Consider the following 15,816-nt stretch of genomic DNA (forward strand, 5'->3'; position numbering starts at 1 on the left):
ACGGCAGCGGCTACTTTCGACACATGTCGAGCACCGCCGGGACCGACCCAGGGGATCTGGAAGAGATCGACGAGATCGTGCGCGTCTACTTCGACGCGTTCACCTCGGGCCCGGACGTGGTGGCCCGCCTCGCACGGATGCGAGCCCTGTTGCTGCCCGAAGCGGTCATCGTGCGGACGTGCGGCATGACACCGGCCGTCTACGACGTCGAGGGCTTCATCGCTCCGCGACGCGAACTGCTGACGAGCGGCGCGTTGGTGGACTTCCGGGAATGGGAGGTGTCCGGCCGCACCGAGATCTTCGGTGACATCGCGCAGCGGTGGAGCACCTACGCCAAGGCCGGTGTGCAGGAGGGTGTTCCGTTCACCGGTCGTGGAGCGAAGACGCTGCAGTTCGTGCGGACACCGGACGGTTGGCGGATCAGCGCGGCCGCGTGGGACGACGAGCGAGACGGGCTTCGGCTCGACGAGGAGAAGTGACCGTGGATGCGAAGGTGACACTCGCACCGACCTCCGTGCGCTTCGACCCCGCTGTCATGACGGACCTGCGGAACCGGCTCGATCGCACCCGACGAGGCCCCGTGTCCGACGAGGACTGGGCCCGCGGCGTTCCCGGCACGTGGCTGGACGGCCTCCTCACCGAATGGCGCGACCTGGACGTGACCGCGCTGCAGGAGCGCCTCGCGCAGGTGCGTCACCTGCGCGCCGACATCGACGGTCGCGGCGTGCACGTGGTCATCGCGGAAGGTCGTGGACCGGACCCGTTGCCGTTGCTGCTGTGCAACGGATGGCCCAGCTCGTTCCTGGAGTACCTCGAGGTCCTCCCCCTGCTGACCGACCCGGGCGCGCACGGCGGCGACCCGGCAGACGCGTTCACGGTCGTCGCGCCCGCCCTGCCCGGTTTCGGTCTCTCCGACCCGCCGCCACCGGGCGGATCGGGTCAGGCGCAGACCGCGCAGCTGTGGCACGACCTGATGAGCTCGGGTCTCGGGCACCGCCGGTACGTCGCGCACGGCAGCGACCTCGGCGCCGGGGTCGTCATGCAGCTGGCACGTGCGCACCCGGACGCGGTCGCCGGCATCCACCTGGCGACACCGGGCCTGCCCCTTGCGGCGAAACCGTGGACGGAGGCCGAGGCGGACTATGCGCGCGCCGTGGAGTCGTGGACGGCCGCCGAAGGCAGCTACGCCCACCAGCACGCCACCAAGCCGAACACCGTCGCGGCCGCGCTGCAGGACTCACCGGCGGGCCTGGCCGCGTGGATCGCGGAGAAGATCGTGGCGTGGAGCCCGCAGACGAACGCCGGCGACACGACCTTCCCACGAGACCTTCTGCTCGCGACCCCGACCCTCTACTGGGCGACCGGCAGCATCGGCTCCTCGATGCTGCCCTACTGGAACTACATGCACGGCGGCCGCGTAATGCCCGACCCGGAGCAGCGGCCCGCGGTTCCGACGGCCGTGACCAACTTCGGCGGCGAGCGCCTCCCGTTGCCGCCTGCGCCGAGGGACCTCGCGGAGAGATACGTCGAGGTGTCCGACTGGCGCGAGTACGAGAGCGGTGGACACTTCCCCGCGGCCTGCGAACCACAGCTCTTCGCCGAGACCCTGCGCTCGGTGTTCCGCCCGGCGCGCACAGTCGCCACGCCGTCCTGAGTTTCGCCGAAGCTCGCACGTCGGCAGGGCGATGGGCGAGAGTGGTCGGCAGGGACACCCCTCCCACGAACTCACCCACCCACTCCAGGAGCACTCATGGCCATCGTCTCGTCCGACGGATTCGCCCACGTCCGACTGACCGTCACCGACATCGCACGCTCGAAGGCCTTCTACACGCAGGTCTTCGGCTGGCCGATCGCCGCGGACCAGTCGGACCGGGTGGACGAGCCGGGTGTGCGCGAGTCCCCCGAGCAGATCTACGGCGGGACCATCTTCTCGACCCCCTCGGGTGCGCTTCTCGGCCTGCGTCCGGTCGCCGCCGTGGGCGACACCTTCGACTCCGACCGCACCGGGCTGGACCACGTCAGCTTCATGGTCGCCTCGCGGGCCGACCTCGACTCGGCACGGGACGCCCTGGACGCGTTGGGAGCACCCCACGGCGAGGTCAACGAGCTCACCGATTTCGGCTTGGCGATCCTGTCCTTCTCCGATCCCGACGGCATGCACCTGGAGCTGACGGCGAAACTCTGAGTTTCGGACCCGGCGACGGCGTCAGTCGGCGTCGTCGCCGGCGAGGAACTCGCGTCGTACGTTCTCGCTGACCTGCTGATCGACGGTGACCGTCCGCACGCCGATGCGCACGGTCTCCACCGGTCGGCTCTGCATGATCACCACCGGCACCTCCTCGTGCAGCACGAGGACCCGAGGCGTGTCCGCGAGCGGGTGGACACCCAGACTCCCGTCCGCGCCACCGTCGGCCTCCGCGCCGCGCTCGGTCGCCGGCTCGTGCTCGACGACCAACTCCTCGCGACGAACGGCGACCGTGATCGTGCGCTCCTCGGTCACGACACGGGTGGTGATCCGCGTCCTGCCGGACACGCGTACGCGCGTTCCGACCACGAGGCGCTCCTCCAGGCACGTGGTCTCCACGGGTGCGACGTCGTCCTCGGGCGGAGCCGGGGGGCCCGGCAGCCGGGCGCGCTTCACACCGTCGAGGGGCGGCTTGTCCTCGCCGACCGAATCCGTCTGACCGGCATCAGGTCTCACATCTCCCGCGCGGGCGAACAGATCCAATTCGTCCGCATCATCCAGATCGTCGTACTCCACTCCGTAGTGGTCGTAGAGGCGACGCTCCTGATCGACGTCCAGGTGTTCGCCGGGCGCGAGTCTGGGCGCGCGTGAGATCTGGTCGTGGGTGTAGGGAAAGGCGATCTCGCCGTCGTCGACCCACGCCTCGTGCAGCGGCACGAACTGCGCGCCCGACCCCGACGCGGTCGCGACCGAGACCCAGGTCGGCGTACCGGTGCGGTCGTCGAGGTAGACCTCGCCGACCTCACCGACGACGTGGCCGTCCCGATCGACGGCATCCCTGCCGCCCCATGTCTGCACGTCATCGTCAGTGATCATCGGCCGCCGGTCCTCTACAACACTCACGCGAGCCGCCTTGCCGACGACCCGTATTCACCTCATCCGTCACACCGTCAACACGCGGTGCGACGGTCTCCTAAATATGATGCGCGCAAGGTGCCGTCGGGGTCCTTCGAATACTTATCTTCGAAAGATGCCTGCCAACGAAGACGGAGTGACCCGCCGCGGCGCGCTGGCCTTGGCCGGTGCCGGTGCGCTCACCGCAGCCGGTACGCCGGCCGCACTCGCCGCCAGCACGACGCTGCGCGGGCGCGAGGCCCCGAAGGTCGCGGACCCGGGGATCTGGCACGGCGACCTCTGGTATCCGTACGTCGCCAACGGCACGGTCTTCACCCGGAGCGTCTCCGCCATGCCGCTGGCGACGAACTCCGCGGCGATGGCAGCGCGGATGCCGAACCTGACCCAGAACTCCTACGGCGTGGTCACCTCGCTCAACACCACGTCGTACAACATCCCGACCTACGTCGTGGACTCGACGATCGCCGGGTGCCCGTTCACCACGATGACCGCCAGCAACGCCTCCGCCGGGAGCACCTTGGCGGCCCATGTGAACGGCCGGATCCCGTTGCCGCCGTATGCGACTCCGGCAGGTGGCGGCGACAGCTCGATGGCCGTCTACGACCGCGGCACCGGCATTATGCGCGAGTACTTCCTGTGCCGCAAGCAGTCCGACGGCACCTGGACGGCGGCGACGGGCGGTTACTACGTCGCCGCGCCGCGCTTCACCAACCTGCCCACCGCCAACTACTCGATGGAGCTGACCGAGGGTTCGTCGGCGGTCGTGGCGATGCTCAACCCGCTGATGCAGGTCGGGATCAGCGAGGCTCGCAACGGCGTGATCGGCCACGCGCTCGACTTCACGATCACGAACGCGCGCAGCGGCGTGGTCTCGTGGCCGGCCAAACAGTCCGACGGCACCGACTCCAACGTGGACACGCCCGCCGAGGGCCAGTGGTTCCGGTTCCCGCCGACCCTCGACCTGGACACGCTCGGCCTCCGGCCGTTCACGCTCCTGCTGGCACGGGCCGCTCAGAAGTACGGCGGGATGGCGGGCGACAAGAACCTGTTCTGCCACGCGTTCAACGTGGAGCACCCGGCCACGGAGATCCAACGCACCGGCAGCAACCCCTGGGCGACCGACATCCTGGCCAAGTACGGCTCCCTCGACGTCAACGACTTCCCGTGGGCGCACACCCAGTGGGCGCCGGTCGGGTGGGGCAAGCCCGCCTGAGCGGCTCGAGCCTCACCCCTCGGTCTGCCAGCCGGGGTGTTCGCGCCCCAGCACCACCCGCAGGTCGCGCCAGCCGGCCGCATCCGCAGTACGCAGCGGGAGGAGTCCCGCGGGCCGCCCGCCCGCGAGGCGGTAGCCCCACTGGAAGCCGCCGAGCGGTTGCAGGCGGCGCGTGCGGCTGACGTCGGGCAGTTGCACCAGGAACGTGTCGGCACTCCAGGTCACGTCCCGATCGCCGGGGTTGGCGGGGGCGTCCATAAACGTCGGCAGGTAACCGAAAGCGCAGAACGGCGCCATCCAGTCGACCGCATCGACCGCCCGGTGGATCTCGCCACGCTCGAGCCGCTGGGTCACCAGCTGCACCCACCCGAAGACCCCCGCCGGCCCGACGGCGTCCAGGTGAACCGATGCCGTGACGACCGGGAAACCCTGCAATGCAAGAGGTTCCACGTCGGGCAACAGGCGAGTGTGGCCGGACGCGACGGGATCCTGGTTGCGGTGGACGCCGACCTCGATCGACCCCTCCAGGCCGTGCGAAGTGAACGGCACGGTCAGTCGGGCGCCGGTGACCTCGTAGTCGCTCACGGGCTCAGCGTAGGCAGTGGCGTTGCCGGCCCGTTATCGGAAAGGAACGCCGTCGAAACACGCTGCCGCCATAGTCTCGTAGGTCTCACTTCACGCCCGACCCAGAGGTTGCCGCAGCGGAAAGAGGAACCGATGTCGATACGGACGACGCAGAAGACGGTGGACCCGGTCGACGAGGTGCTGCCCGCGCCGCGCCTGATCGTGCTCGGCCTGCAGCACCTGTTCATCATGTACGCCGGCGCGGTCGCCGTGCCGATCATCGTCGGCGCCGCCCTGGGGCTCGGCAAGACCGACATCGCGATCCTGATCAATGCCGACCTTCTGGTGTCCGGCATCGCGACGATCATCCAGTCCGTCGGCATCTCCAAGATCCTCGGTGTCCGACTGCCGGTGGTGGCCGGAGCGACGTTCACCGTGCTGAACCCGATGATCATCATCGCCACCCAGTACGGCACCAAACCCGGCGCGGACGGTCACATCAAGGGCCTGCAGGTCGTGTACGGCGCGATGCTCGTCGCCGGCGTCTTCGCGCTGATCATCGCCAAGCCGTTCTCGATGCTGGTGCGCTTCTTCCCGCCGCTCGTGACGGGCACCGTGATCGCCGTCATCGGTCTGTCGCTGATCGGCGCGGACGCCTCGCTGATCACCGGCAAGAACCCGACGACGCTGCCGTTCGGCGGTAACGGGGCCGGCATCACCGTCACCGACAAGGCCGAGGGCTTCACGGCCACGACCAAGGCGGGGTCCCAGGTCGTCGTACAGAACGGTGACTACGGCAAGGTCTCCCACATCCTGCTGGCCGGTCTCGTGGTGCTCGTGATCGTGCTCATCTCTCGCTTCTTCAAGGGCTTCATCGGCCAGATCGCCGTGCTGCTCGGCGTCATCGTCGGCACGCTGGTCGCGTGGCCGATGGGCCTGCTCGACTTCTCCAGCGTCGGATCCGCCGACTGGGCAGGGGTGTCCGAACCGTTCCACTTCGGGCCGCCGCAGTTCGCCGCGGCCGCGATCGTGTCGATGTGCATCGTGATGCTGGTGACCTACACCGAGTCCACCGCCGACATGCTGGCGGTGTCGGAGATGGTCGACCGGCCGCTGTCCACCAACGACGTGGCGCGCGGCCTCGCGACCGACGGGTTGTCCGCTGTGCTGGCGGGGTTCATGAACTCCTTCCCGGACACGGCGTACGCCGAGAACGTCGGCCTGGTGGAGATCACGAAGATCAAGAGCCGCTGGGTGGTCGCGGTCTGCGGCGGGTTCCTTGTGCTCCTCGGCCTGATCCCCAAGATGGGCGAGCTGGTCGCGGCACTGCCCGGGCCGGTCATCGGCGGCGCCGGCACGGTGATGTTCGCGATGGTCACCGCGGTCGGCATCCGCACGCTGGCGAAGGTGTCGTTCGTGGACAACCAGAACCTGCTGATCATCGCGGTGTCGTTGTCGATCGGACTGCTGCCGGTCATCGCACCGGACTTCTACCGCAACTTCCCCGACGGTTTCCAGACCATCTTCGGCTCGGCCATCACCTCCACGGTGATCGTGGTCTTCGTGCTCAACCTGATCTTCAACGAGTTCGGCGCGGGCGGGAAGGGACGCGAGAACGACCTGACCGGTGCCGCGGTCGACGCCGGCGCCATCAGCAACCAACCGGAGGACGGCGAGCCGTTGCGGCCCTTCGACGAGGACGACGGCGTACGCCGCTGAGCTCTCGATTGTCAGCGGATCCGTGGTGCCGGCATCAGGAATCCGCTGACAACCGGGCGTCGCGACGCTGCCACCGCACCCAACCGAGCAGCACCGCGGTGCACAGCACGAATCCGAACCCGAAGTCCTCGATCGGGATGCCCGGTGGGCACCGGATCCCGAGGTTCTGCGAATCGTCGTACGCGACAACGGGTCTCGACCCGCGGGTGAGCAGTCCGTCGACGAGCACCTGGAATCCGAGCACGATCGCCATGCTCACCCAGTAGCGCACCGACCGGAAGAGTCCGGTGCGCAACCACGCCAGCTCCAGCACCACCACGACCACCAGGCCGAGCACGACGGAGACGGTGTACTCAGGCATCGTGACCAGCGTCCACTCGCTCGGCCGGCTGCGCACCGCGGCCACGCAGGAGGCGCCCGCAGATGCCCACCGCCTCGAAGGTCAGCAGGGCGCACAGCGGCACCACCAGGAAGAAGAGCACCTCCTCCAACGGCAGCGACCCGAGGTGTACGCCGACCAGGTAGCGCGCGCCGTACGTCCACCAGCCGCGCGCCACTCCGATCAGGTCCCACCCGATGAAGATCAGTGCCGGCGGCACGATCGCGAGCGCCGCCCGCGTCGGCCGGCGCCACACCCGGGCACCGATCACGAACTCCAACGGCAGGGTGAGGACGACGCAACCCAGCAGGATCAGCAGGTAGGTGAGGTGTCGCACCGGGCCAGCCTCTCAGGGCCACCGCGAGTGTCCGCGGTCTCGTCCACCCGTCCGCGCGCATCTGCGGACACTCCGGCTCCCACTCCCGGGTCAGCGCAGCAACGCGACCGGTGTCACCAGCAGCCGCGCCGCCAGCCCGGCCTTGCGCCAGGTCGGGAGCCGCACGCGGGAGGAGAACACGTCGTAGTCGGCGTCCTCGATGAGGTCCAGGATGCGCGCGTAGAGCCGTCGCGCGATCACCACGCAGCGAGCGGACGCCGGCGGCAGGTAGCGCATCCCGGTGTCGGCATGCGCGTAGAGCGCGCGGGTGCGCTGGATCTCGAAGCGCATCAAGGCCTTCCATTCATCTGTGGCGCTCCGCTGGTCGGGGTCGACGCCGAAGCGATCCAGGTCCTCCAGCGGCAGGTAGTGCCGGTCGCGGTCGAGGTCCTCGTCGACGTCGCGCAGGAAGTTGGTGAGCTGGAAGGCCAGGCCCAGGTCGCGCGCCGGCGCGTACGCGCGCGGATCGGTGGGCTCGAGCACCGGCAGCATCATCTCGCCGATGACCGCGGCGGAGCCCTCCATGTAGCCCAGCAGGTCGTCGTACGTCGGGTACGACGTGACCGTCAGGTCGCTCGCCATCGCCCCGAAGAACCGTTCGAAGCACTCCTGGGGGATGTCGCGGCGTTCGGCGGTGTCGGCGACCGCGCTCAGCACCGGGTCGTCGCCGATCCCGGCCCGGTGAGCCCTGAACGAGGCGGCGAAGTCGGCGAGCCGGGTGCCGGTGTCGGCGCGGTGCTCACCGTCGGTGGCGTGGGGCGCGTCCACGATGTCGTCGGCGAGGCGACACAGCGCGTAGACCGAGTAGACGTCGCGGCGCTGAGCTGCGGGCAGGGTGCGGGCACCCCAGTAGTAGGTCGTGCCGTAGTCGCGGGTCAGCACCGCGCTGCGGGCATATCCCTCCTGCAGGACAGCAGGGTCGGCGCTCATCTCGACTCCTCACTCAACTGTGCCAGGGCACGTTGCGCAGCCAGCTTGCCGCTGACCAGGACCATGGGCACCCCCACGCCGGGCGTCGTGCCCGCACCGGCGAAGACCAGGCCGGGCGCGTCGCGCGCGACGTTGGTCGGACGGAAGGGCCCGGACTGGAAGAAGGTGTGCGCGAGCGCGAACGGAGTGCCGGCGGTCAGACCCTGGTCGGCCCAGTCGCCCGGGGTGACCAGCTGTTCACTCACGATGTCGGTCGGATATCCGCTCGTGGCGAGGAACTTCGTGAGTCGCTCCTTCATGGGCTCGCGCATCCGGTCCCAGTCCAGCGAGCCACCCAGGTGCGGCGCGGGCTCGAGCACGTACATCGTCGCGCCTCCCGGCCGGGCACGGGACGGGTCGGTCACCGACGGCACCGACACCAGTCGGGAGGGGTCGCGCATCAGCACGCGCTCGTCGAGCAGCTCATCGAAGGAGTGCGCCCACTCGTGCCCGAAGTGGATGTTGTGATGGCGCACGTCGTCCGGCGCAGGGTCGGCGGTGCCGAGGTGCCATACGACGGCCGAGGGTGAGTACCGCGGACGGCGCAACGGCAGCGGACGGCGTACCCCCGGCAGCAGCACGTCGTACATCGTGGGCAGGTCGCCGGTCGCGATGACCACGTCGGCGGCCACCACCTCGTCACCTGCGACGACGCCGCTGACAGCACCGGACGGCGTACGCCGCAGCCCCGTCACCTCCTGCCGCAGCCGGATCTGCACGCCGGCCGCCTCGGCGGCGCGGGCCAGCGCGCGGGGCACGGCGTGGATCCCGCCCTCGGGGAAGAAGACCCCGCGGACACTGTCCATGTAGGTGATGACCGCGAAGATGCCCATGGCCTGCTGCGGCGAGACGCCGGCGTAGAGCGCCTGGAAGGTGAAGAGCCGGTGCAGCCGCTCGTCGTCGAAACGGCTGCGGATCAGCGGATCGAGGTGGCGTAGCCCGCCCATCCGCAGCAGCTTCACCGCCGGCCCGGGAGGATCGGCGATCTGCCAGGGCCGGTCGAAGTTGCGGTCGATGAAGCGCGGCATCTCCAACTCGTAGAGCTCGCGCAACCACACCACGAACTTCTCGTAGGCCGCCGCGTCGTGCGCGCCGCACGCGGCGCGGATCTGGTCCGTCATCGCCGCGTGGTCGGCGAGCACGTCGAGGGTCGAACCGTCCGAGAAGCGAGCGCGGTACGCCGGGTCGAGCTGCCGCAGGGTCAACTCGTCGGCCAGGCTCGTCCCGGCGGCCCGCAACGCGTCGTCGATGAGGTCCGGCATCGTGAGCACCGTCGGCCCGAGGTCGAAGGTGTAGCCCTCGTCGTGCCGGACTGCGGCGAGGCCGCCGACGCAGCCGCCGCGCTCCAGCACCACCACCTCGTGGCCGCTGCGGGCCAGGTGGCACGCCGCCGACAGTCCCGCGAGCCCCGCTCCGACCACCACCACCCTGCCGGTCATGAGCGCACCGCACGAGTGTCGGCGTCGTGAGTGGACCGGGCCCACGCGTCGTGCCGCACGGCGCGAACGGTCCACGGAACGCTCGCGATCCACGCTGACACGAGCAGAATGCGCAACCTTTCGACCAGTCCCATGTCGACGTTCGCGAGCAGCAGGGCCAGGTCGGCGAGGCCGCACAGCCCGATGCCGGCGGCCAGGACGATGTGCACGCGCATCCATCCGGGGTGTGCGGGGTGGCTCGCCCGTGCGCAGCACGCGGCGCCGATGCCGGCCGCCGCGAATCCGGCCAGTCCACTCAGCGTGTGCCCCACGATCAGCTGGTGCAGCAGGCCGGGCACGCTGTGGTCGCCCAGGTCGCAGGTCGCGCCCGTCCCGGACGCACAGTCCATCGACGTGCTGCCGTCGAGCAGGGATCCGGCCCCGACCACGGCGACCATGACGCACGCCCAGCGCACCGCCGTACGGACGTGACGGTCCGGCCAGCACAGCCAGGCGATCACCAGCAGGGCGAGGCCGGCGAGCACGTCGGACGCGCGGTACCACTCGGCGTACGGAGCGCCGGGGAGTTCGAGCTGGCTGACGAAGTCGGCATGTTGCCCCCGGCGCACGACGTAGGACAGCAGAAACGAGCTGTAGAGGACGGCCGCGACCAGTGCGAGCGGCCAGGCGACCGTCCTGCGGGTCATGCCGCCACCAGTTCCAGCTGCTGCGGACCGGCCGGACTCAACGTGACGCCTGCTCGCATCGCCCCGTCCCCGTCGTGGAAGAGCAGGCGGCGATCGGCGAGCACCCGCAGCACCACGTGCAGCAGGAGCGTCGCGTAGTGCCGCCCGAGGCACGTGCGGGGGCCGGCGGCGAACGGCAGATAGCCCCAGGCGGGCACCTTGTCGGCGAAGCGGTCCGGGTCGAACTCCTGCGGCCGCTCCCACAGCGAGGGGTCGCGATGGGTGAGGAACGGGCTGTACATCACCAGACTGCGCGCGGGGATGGTGCGGCCCTCGAACTCGGCCGGGCGGCGAGTGACCCGGCTGCCCAGCCACCCTGCCGGGTAGAGCCGCAGCACCTCTCTCACGACGTGTCCGTGCCGCTCGGGTGCGAGGTGGGTGGGATCCAGCGCCACGTGTCGCAGCAGCCAGGCCAGCGTGTGCGCCGTAGTGTCGTACCCGGCACCGAGCGCGACCCGCATCTCCGGCACGCCGCCGTGGGCCGCGAACACCTCTGCCAGCGAACCACTTCGGGGATCACGCAGACGTTCGGCCAGCACGGCGTTCATCCGCCGGAAGCGCAGCGGCCGCGGCAGGAACGGCTGCGGCAGCGGCCTGCTCATCGGGTCCAGGAAGTCGTCGAGCACCGGGTGGGTGCCGCCGGTGCCGAGGAAGGTGCGCGACAGGACGGCGCGCACCAGCCGTGAGGACCACGCGACGGCGTCGAAGCGGCCGGCCGGCAGCAGCGTGCGGACGACCTGCTCCATCTGCTCGCTGAGGGAGGCCACCGCGGTCCGGGAGAACCCCGGGTTGAGCGCGGCGCGGCGGTCGGCGTGCTCGGGGAAGTCGGTCTGCACGATGCCGTCACTGAGGTACGGCGACAGGCGGCTCATGCCGCCGCGGCTGCGGAACGTGTCGAGGTCGCCCAGCACCAACCTGTTCCACGCGGGGCTGAACCCGACGTACGCCGTGCGCCACAGCCGCAGTCGGAAGACCGGCCCCAGCGCGGCACCCTCCTGCATCAGGGCCAGCGGGTCGGTGCCCCACCGGCCCAGGTGCCCTGCGACCGGCTCGGTGCGCGGCTGAGGGAAGGTGCTCACGGGTAGGTCCGGCCCTTCCAGTGCTTGGTGCGCCGCACCGCGACCGCGGCGACGGGGATCGCGTAGAGCGGGGTCAGCGGCATGGTGAGCGACTGCCACCACTCACGTCTGCCGGTGGTGGCCTCGACGACGAGGCGCTCCGCGACGGCCAGCGCCCATGGGATCGCCCAGGCCGGCTGACGGCGGATCAGGAACGGCGGCACCGTGTAGGCGAGCAGGTGCCAGGCGGTGTAGACCACGAGCAGCGGCCTGTTGCCCATCACGGCGAGCAGGCCCTTGCCGAGGCCGGCGACGAGTTCGTCGAAGCCCTCGTACATCCGGGTGCTGATCAGGTCTCCGCCGAGCGCGAGGCCGAGGCGGTGTCCGGTGCGTCGGGTGTGCCGGGCCATCGCGAGGTCCTCGACGATCTCGGTGCGGACGGCCGCGAAACCCCCGAGAGCGTCGTAAGAGGCACGCGGGAACGCCATGATCGAGCCGTTGGCAGCGGCCGCGCCCTTGGCCCTCGGCTGCTCCAGCAGCTGGAAGGGCAGGCCGGTCAGCAGCAGGTCGTCGATCAGCGGCATCGTGACGTGCTCGGCGAAGGTCTTCGTCACCTGACGCGGGAAGACCGACATCAGATCCGCACGCTGGGCGTGCAGCTGACCCAGCACCGCGTCGATGGCTCCGTCCCCCAGCGAGATGTCCGCGTCGCAGAAGACGAGCACGTCGCCGAGCGCGGCCTCCGCGCCTTGCGAGCACGCCCACGTCTTGCCGACCCAGCCGTCCGGCATCGGCCGCCCTTGGACCACCCGCACGTGCGGGTGCTCGGCGGCGACGTCGTGCAGCAGCTGCGTCGTACCGTCGGTCGAGCAGTCGTCGAGGAAGATGAGCTCCCGCACCTTCTGAGCGAGCATTCCCGGCAGCCGCGGCGGCAACCTGGCCATCTCGTCGCGCACCGGGACGATCAGCGACACATCGTCACCACCGCCCGTCGACGTCGCGGCGGCGTCGAGTACGGGGAACGATCTCGAGTTCGACAGTCCCACAGCGACCTTCACCGTGATGTACGCCGTGACCACCGCGAGCAGTGCCCTCAACGCTGCACCTTCTCTGCGAGCTGGCCGATCCGTTCGTCGAACGACCGGCGTCCGGACACCACCTGCCGGAATCCCGGCAGCGGCTCGCGCGGGTCGGCGGTCGCGATCAGCTCGTCCAACGCGGTCAGCTGGGCCGCCATCGTCGCCGCGAGATCGGCGCCCTGCACCGGCGCGCCCAGGTCGACGATTGCCTCGGGGTGCTGGTGCCCGCGGATGACGACCCGCAGCGAGACGGGCACGAGCGGCGCCGACGTGTGCTCGGCATACCAGCCGGCTCCGCGGTGCAGAGGGCGCATCGGGCCGGGTCCGAGCAGTTCGCCCTCGGGGAGGATGACGAGCGTGCGGCCCTCCCGCAGCGCGGTGAGACCGGCCCGAGGCTGATCGCTGGGCACCAGGCCGAGCGGTTTGAGGAACCCGAACGACGCGAGGTTCTCCGCGTCCATCACCAGGGTCGCGTCGTGGCGCTCCCCGCGCAGGACGGATGAGGCCACGAACGCGTCCCACCACGAGTGGTGGTTGCCGGCCCAGATGACGGGCGCCGGCGGCAGGGTGCCGCGGACGCTGACCGAGCGCAGGTTGGAGCGGACGAGGCGGTCGAAGCCCGCCAGCAGCATCCGCGCGGACAACGGCGCCGCGCTCGCGGGCAACCTCACCAGCGGACCGCGGCCGGCAACAGGCCCGGCGACGCGTTGGGCCAACGGTCGGGGCTGTCACCCAATCCCGCCAGCGCCTCGACCTGCTCGCGGCACCACGGCGAGACGATGCGTTCGCCGCTCGCCACCTGCGAGGCGAACCGCGTCCACGGCTCCCACTGCAGGTCTGCGACCTCGTCCGGGTCGAGATGGGGCCTGCTGCCCAGGGCGTGGGCGACGAGGACGGGGCACAGCTCGTTCTCGGCGATCGAGTGCATCGAGGCGTAGTACGAGAAGTCGGCCAGCACCAGCCGGGGCAGACCGATCGCCAACCCCAGCTCGCGGCGTACGCGCCGCATCACCGCCGCCCGCAGCGTCTCGCCGGGAGCCGGGTGACCGCAGACGGAGTTGGTCCAGACCCCGCCGAAGGTGCGCTTGTGCAGCGAACGCCGGGTGACCAGCAGGCGATCCCGGTCATCGAAGATGTAGCAGGAGAAGCCGAGGTGCAGCGGCGTGTCCGCGCCGTGCACGGTGTGCTTGTCATGCGAACCGATCGCGTTTCCGGCCGGGTCGACGAGCACCACCTGCTCGGTCTGCACGCCGGTGCCGGGCCGACGTCCGTCATCGTGCTGTCGGGCGTCCATCACTGCATCGTGCACTGCTCACGCCGCTCTCCAGAGAGTGTTCCGATTGGTTCTGCCGACGTTACCAACGCGCGTGTCCCATTCCGTCCGGCAACCTGTTCGTCCACGCGGCCCGCTCGTCGGACGAACCCTCCCTCGTGCTGTACCCATCGATCCGCGGTTCATTCCCCGAGGCGAAGCAGGTCGGGCTGCGGCATCATGCGGCGTGTGGTCATCGACATCGGTCAGGGTCTCGGGATCGACGAGGACACGCTGACGACGGTGGTGATCGACGCCCGCGTCGTACGACGGGAGCTGGTCGGGTCCAGCGACCCGGCAGACCGCGTCGTGGCGGCTCTCGCGATGGGCGACGTGCCGCTGGCCGCGTCCCTGCTGCACTCCATGGACGACGACCGTGGCTTCCGCGCCACCGCTCTGCGGGCCGAGCTCGCGCAGGCCCAGGGCAAGCACGCCGACGCCGTCCGTATCTACAGCGGGCTGTTACGCGACGACACGCTGAGCGACATCCGACGGGCGACGGCGTTGCAACACCTGGGCAAGGCACAGCTGAGGGCGGGTCACGTGCACGGCGCACGACGGAGTCTGCGCGCCGCCCTCGACCTGCGCCGGAGGATCGGTGCGCCCCCGGACCAGATCAGATCCTCGGAACTGGCACTGGCACAGGGAGCGACGCCGCGTGACGGGACGGGGCCGACCGTCGACGACGCCACCTGAATTCGTCCTCAGGGTCTTCTCAGGTTCGGGCGTTGAGTCTGGATGATGCGTGCCAGTGTCGGCGTTCGCCGGTCTCAGCGTCGAGAGCCGGCCCATGCCGTGTCCGCGTTCGTGCGTCTCGTGCCCACTCAAACGTTCCCGGAGGTCTTCGATGTCCGCTCCCACACGTTCGACAACACCCGGCTCCGCCACCCACCACCGAGTCTTCGCCGCCCTCGTCGGGGTGGTGGCAGTGGTCGTCCTCTTCCAGGGCGTCTGGGCGGGCATCTTCATCCGCGAGTCCAAGGAGAACAACAGCAGCTGGGTGCAGGTCCACGCCCGCGGCGCCGACCTCGCCATCCTCCTCGCGATCGTCGCGGTGGTCTGGGCGGTCCTCAGGTTGCGCGAGCGCAAGGATCTGCTCTTCGGCAGCATCGCGCTGGCCGTGGCGCTCGTCCTCGAGGCCTACCTCGGCGGCATCATCGGTGACAGCCCCGGTGTCCAAGCAGTGCACTTCCCGCTCGCCATGGTGCTCATGGGGCTGTGCGTCTGGCTTCCGGTGCGCGCGGCGCGTCACTGACGGGGAGGGCGTCCCGGCCGGTCAGGGTGCGGTGTTGCGGAACCACTCCTCGGCCGTGATCTCGTAGACGACCTCACCCTCCTCGGAGCCCGGCAGCGGGTCGTCCCAGACCCGTACGTCGGTCCGCACGTGCCGCATGCCGATGCGCCGCATGACGCCGCGCGAACCCGCGTTGACCGCCATCGTCTCGGCCCACACCCGCCGCAGCTCCACCGTCTCGAACGCGTGCCGCAGCAGCTCCGCCGCCCCCTCGCTCGCCAGTCCCTGACGCCAGTGGCGTCGTTCCAGACGCCACCCGATCTCCGCCTCGGCGAGGCGACCCGGCGAGCCGGGGGGCGAGTCACTGCGCCCGAGGTCCCACCACCCGAGGAACTCCCCCTCGTGGAACCCCACCCACCAGCCGACCCCCAGCTCGTCAGCAGCCGTGTCGGCGCAGCGGGGGCGCCAGAACTGCTCGATCTCGGCGGGCGTGCGTGCCCTCCCGATCAGGTAGCGCATGACTTCCGGGTCGGAGTCCAACCGGTGCAGCAGGGGTAGGTGCTCCGGCGTCATCGGATGCAGTTCGATCCGTGGGGTGTGCAGTACCGGGCGCGTCATGGGTCCGATCCTGGCCTGAGACAGGGCAGGA

The 15,816-nt window shown here is 70.2% G+C and carries 19 protein-coding genes; 7 read left to right on the plus strand and 12 right to left on the minus strand.

Annotated features, from left to right (window positions below):
• The first annotated feature begins 23 nt into the window (after positions 1 to 23).
• The 3 genes from HNR15_RS15190 (at position 24) to HNR15_RS15200 (ending at position 2,185) form a co-directional block, all read left to right on the plus strand.
• Positions 24 to 479 (plus strand): nuclear transport factor 2 family protein, encoded by a 456-nt coding sequence (locus HNR15_RS15190; RefSeq protein WP_179483157.1) that lies wholly within the window; start codon positions 24 to 26, stop codon positions 477 to 479.
• A gap of 35 nt (positions 480 to 514) precedes the next feature.
• Positions 515 to 1,654: an epoxide hydrolase family protein gene (locus HNR15_RS15195; RefSeq protein ID WP_343048615.1), complete on the plus strand. Its 1,140-nt coding sequence runs from the start codon at positions 515 to 517 to the stop codon at positions 1,652 to 1,654.
• Between the two features lie 96 nt (positions 1,655 to 1,750).
• Complete coding sequence (locus HNR15_RS15200; protein WP_179483159.1) at positions 1,751 to 2,185, plus strand: VOC family protein; 435 nt, start codon at positions 1,751 to 1,753, stop codon at positions 2,183 to 2,185.
• A 21-nt stretch (positions 2,186 to 2,206) separates the two neighbouring features.
• On the opposite strand, the gene HNR15_RS15205 is transcribed toward HNR15_RS15200, so the two are convergent.
• The gene (locus tag HNR15_RS15205) at positions 2,207 to 3,061 is read right to left on the minus strand and encodes a PRC and DUF2382 domain-containing protein (protein WP_179483160.1); all 855 of its coding nucleotides are present in this window, start codon (positions 3,059 to 3,061) and stop codon (positions 2,207 to 2,209) included.
• A gap of 154 nt (positions 3,062 to 3,215) precedes the next feature.
• Between HNR15_RS15205 and HNR15_RS17970 the strand changes: the two genes are divergently transcribed.
• Positions 3,216 to 4,313 (plus strand): hypothetical protein, encoded by a 1,098-nt coding sequence (locus HNR15_RS17970; RefSeq protein ID WP_218883752.1) that lies wholly within the window; start codon positions 3,216 to 3,218, stop codon positions 4,311 to 4,313.
• Between the two features lie 12 nt (positions 4,314 to 4,325).
• Here the strand turns inward: HNR15_RS17970 and HNR15_RS15215 are convergent, their stop codons facing one another.
• Positions 4,326 to 4,898 (minus strand): hypothetical protein, encoded by a 573-nt coding sequence (locus HNR15_RS15215; RefSeq protein ID WP_179483161.1) that lies wholly within the window; start codon positions 4,896 to 4,898, stop codon positions 4,326 to 4,328.
• Positions 4,899 to 5,030: 132 nt separating this feature from the next.
• Here HNR15_RS15215 and HNR15_RS15220 point away from each other — a divergent pair, with 132 nt between their 5' ends.
• Positions 5,031 to 6,596 carry a nucleobase:cation symporter-2 family protein gene (locus HNR15_RS15220; protein ID WP_179483162.1) on the plus strand — a complete coding sequence of 522 codons (1,566 nt, stop codon included), beginning with the start codon at positions 5,031 to 5,033 and terminating at the stop codon, positions 6,594 to 6,596.
• 34 nt (positions 6,597 to 6,630) lie between these two features.
• Here the strand turns inward: HNR15_RS15220 and HNR15_RS15225 are convergent, their stop codons facing one another.
• The 9 genes from HNR15_RS15225 to idi all read right to left on the minus strand — a co-directional run bounded on the left by HNR15_RS15225 (position 6,631) and on the right by idi (position 13,915).
• Positions 6,631 to 6,957, minus strand: coding sequence for a lycopene cyclase domain-containing protein (locus HNR15_RS15225; protein WP_179483163.1), 327 nt, complete (start codon positions 6,955 to 6,957; stop codon positions 6,631 to 6,633).
• On the minus strand, positions 6,950 to 7,312 hold the full coding sequence (locus HNR15_RS15230) for a lycopene cyclase domain-containing protein (RefSeq protein ID WP_179483164.1): 363 nt from the start codon (positions 7,310 to 7,312) through the stop codon (positions 6,950 to 6,952). Before HNR15_RS15230 ends, HNR15_RS15225 begins: the two co-directional genes overlap by 8 nt.
• A 90-nt stretch (positions 7,313 to 7,402) precedes the next feature.
• The gene (locus tag HNR15_RS15235; protein ID WP_179483165.1) at positions 7,403 to 8,281 is read right to left on the minus strand and encodes a phytoene/squalene synthase family protein; all 879 of its coding nucleotides are present in this window, start codon (positions 8,279 to 8,281) and stop codon (positions 7,403 to 7,405) included.
• A complete protein-coding gene (gene crtI / locus HNR15_RS15240; protein WP_179483166.1) occupies positions 8,278 to 9,759 on the minus strand; it encodes a phytoene desaturase family protein in 1,482 nt (493 codons plus the stop codon). Before crtI ends, HNR15_RS15235 begins: the two co-directional genes overlap by 4 nt.
• Positions 9,756 to 10,445: a DUF998 domain-containing protein gene (locus tag HNR15_RS15245; RefSeq protein WP_179483167.1), complete on the minus strand. Its 690-nt coding sequence runs from the start codon at positions 10,443 to 10,445 to the stop codon at positions 9,756 to 9,758. Before HNR15_RS15245 ends, crtI begins: the two co-directional genes overlap by 4 nt.
• Positions 10,442 to 11,563 carry a cytochrome P450 gene (locus tag HNR15_RS18905; RefSeq protein WP_179483168.1) on the minus strand — a complete coding sequence of 374 codons (1,122 nt, stop codon included), beginning with the start codon at positions 11,561 to 11,563 and terminating at the stop codon, positions 10,442 to 10,444. Before HNR15_RS18905 ends, HNR15_RS15245 begins: the two co-directional genes overlap by 4 nt.
• A complete protein-coding gene (locus HNR15_RS15255) occupies positions 11,560 to 12,639 on the minus strand; it encodes a glycosyltransferase family 2 protein (RefSeq protein WP_179483169.1) in 1,080 nt (359 codons plus the stop codon). Before HNR15_RS15255 ends, HNR15_RS18905 begins: the two co-directional genes overlap by 4 nt.
• A complete protein-coding gene (locus tag HNR15_RS15260; RefSeq protein WP_179483170.1) occupies positions 12,636 to 13,292 on the minus strand; it encodes a 1-acyl-sn-glycerol-3-phosphate acyltransferase in 657 nt (218 codons plus the stop codon). Before HNR15_RS15260 ends, HNR15_RS15255 begins: the two co-directional genes overlap by 4 nt.
• Positions 13,289 to 13,915: an isopentenyl-diphosphate Delta-isomerase gene (gene idi, locus HNR15_RS15265; protein ID WP_179483171.1), complete on the minus strand. Its 627-nt coding sequence runs from the start codon at positions 13,913 to 13,915 to the stop codon at positions 13,289 to 13,291. The genes HNR15_RS15260 and idi overlap by 4 nt, the downstream gene beginning before the upstream one ends.
• 207 nt (positions 13,916 to 14,122) lie before the next feature.
• Between idi and HNR15_RS15270 the strand changes: the two genes are divergently transcribed.
• Both HNR15_RS15270 and HNR15_RS15275 read left to right on the plus strand, forming a co-directional pair.
• Positions 14,123 to 14,629 carry a tetratricopeptide repeat protein gene (locus tag HNR15_RS15270; protein ID WP_179483172.1) on the plus strand — a complete coding sequence of 169 codons (507 nt, stop codon included), beginning with the start codon at positions 14,123 to 14,125 and terminating at the stop codon, positions 14,627 to 14,629.
• Positions 14,630 to 14,780: 151 nt separating this feature from the next.
• Complete coding sequence (locus tag HNR15_RS15275; RefSeq protein WP_179483173.1) at positions 14,781 to 15,188, plus strand: COX15/CtaA family protein; 408 nt, start codon at positions 14,781 to 14,783, stop codon at positions 15,186 to 15,188.
• A gap of 21 nt (positions 15,189 to 15,209) precedes the next feature.
• On the opposite strand, the gene HNR15_RS15280 is transcribed toward HNR15_RS15275, so the two are convergent.
• Positions 15,210 to 15,785, minus strand: coding sequence for a GNAT family N-acetyltransferase (locus HNR15_RS15280; RefSeq protein ID WP_179483174.1), 576 nt, complete (start codon positions 15,783 to 15,785; stop codon positions 15,210 to 15,212).
• Between the last annotated feature and the right edge of the window lie 31 nt (positions 15,786 to 15,816).

The sequence above is a fragment of the Allobranchiibius huperziae genome (genome assembly GCF_013410455.1).
GTDB classification, from domain to species: Bacteria; Actinomycetota; Actinomycetes; order Actinomycetales; family Dermatophilaceae; genus Allobranchiibius; species Allobranchiibius huperziae.

Bases quoted from the DNA above. Each gene is read 5' to 3' on its own strand.
- HNR15_RS15220 (WP_179483162.1), top strand. From the start codon at position 5,031: ATGTCGATACGGACGACGCAGAAGACGGTGGACCCGGTCGACGAGGTG.
- HNR15_RS15205 (WP_179483160.1), bottom strand. From the start codon at position 3,061: ATGATCACTGACGATGACGTGCAGACATGGGGCGGCAGGGATGCCGTC.
- crtI (WP_179483166.1), bottom strand. From the start codon at position 9,759: ATGACCGGCAGGGTGGTGGTGGTCGGAGCGGGGCTCGCGGGACTGTCG.
- HNR15_RS15235 (WP_179483165.1), bottom strand. From the start codon at position 8,281: ATGAGCGCCGACCCTGCTGTCCTGCAGGAGGGATATGCCCGCAGCGCG.
- HNR15_RS15245 (WP_179483167.1), bottom strand. From the start codon at position 10,445: ATGACCCGCAGGACGGTCGCCTGGCCGCTCGCACTGGTCGCGGCCGTC.
- idi (WP_179483171.1), bottom strand. From the start codon at position 13,915: ATGGACGCCCGACAGCACGATGACGGACGTCGGCCCGGCACCGGCGTG.
- HNR15_RS15275 (WP_179483173.1), top strand. From the start codon at position 14,781: ATGTCCGCTCCCACACGTTCGACAACACCCGGCTCCGCCACCCACCAC.
- HNR15_RS15280 (WP_179483174.1), bottom strand. From the start codon at position 15,785: ATGACGCGCCCGGTACTGCACACCCCACGGATCGAACTGCATCCGATG.
- HNR15_RS17970 (WP_218883752.1), top strand. From the start codon at position 3,216: ATGCCTGCCAACGAAGACGGAGTGACCCGCCGCGGCGCGCTGGCCTTG.
- HNR15_RS15200 (WP_179483159.1), top strand. From the start codon at position 1,751: ATGGCCATCGTCTCGTCCGACGGATTCGCCCACGTCCGACTGACCGTC.
- HNR15_RS15190 (WP_179483157.1), top strand. From the start codon at position 24: ATGTCGAGCACCGCCGGGACCGACCCAGGGGATCTGGAAGAGATCGAC.
- HNR15_RS15225 (WP_179483163.1), bottom strand. From the start codon at position 6,957: ATGCCTGAGTACACCGTCTCCGTCGTGCTCGGCCTGGTGGTCGTGGTG.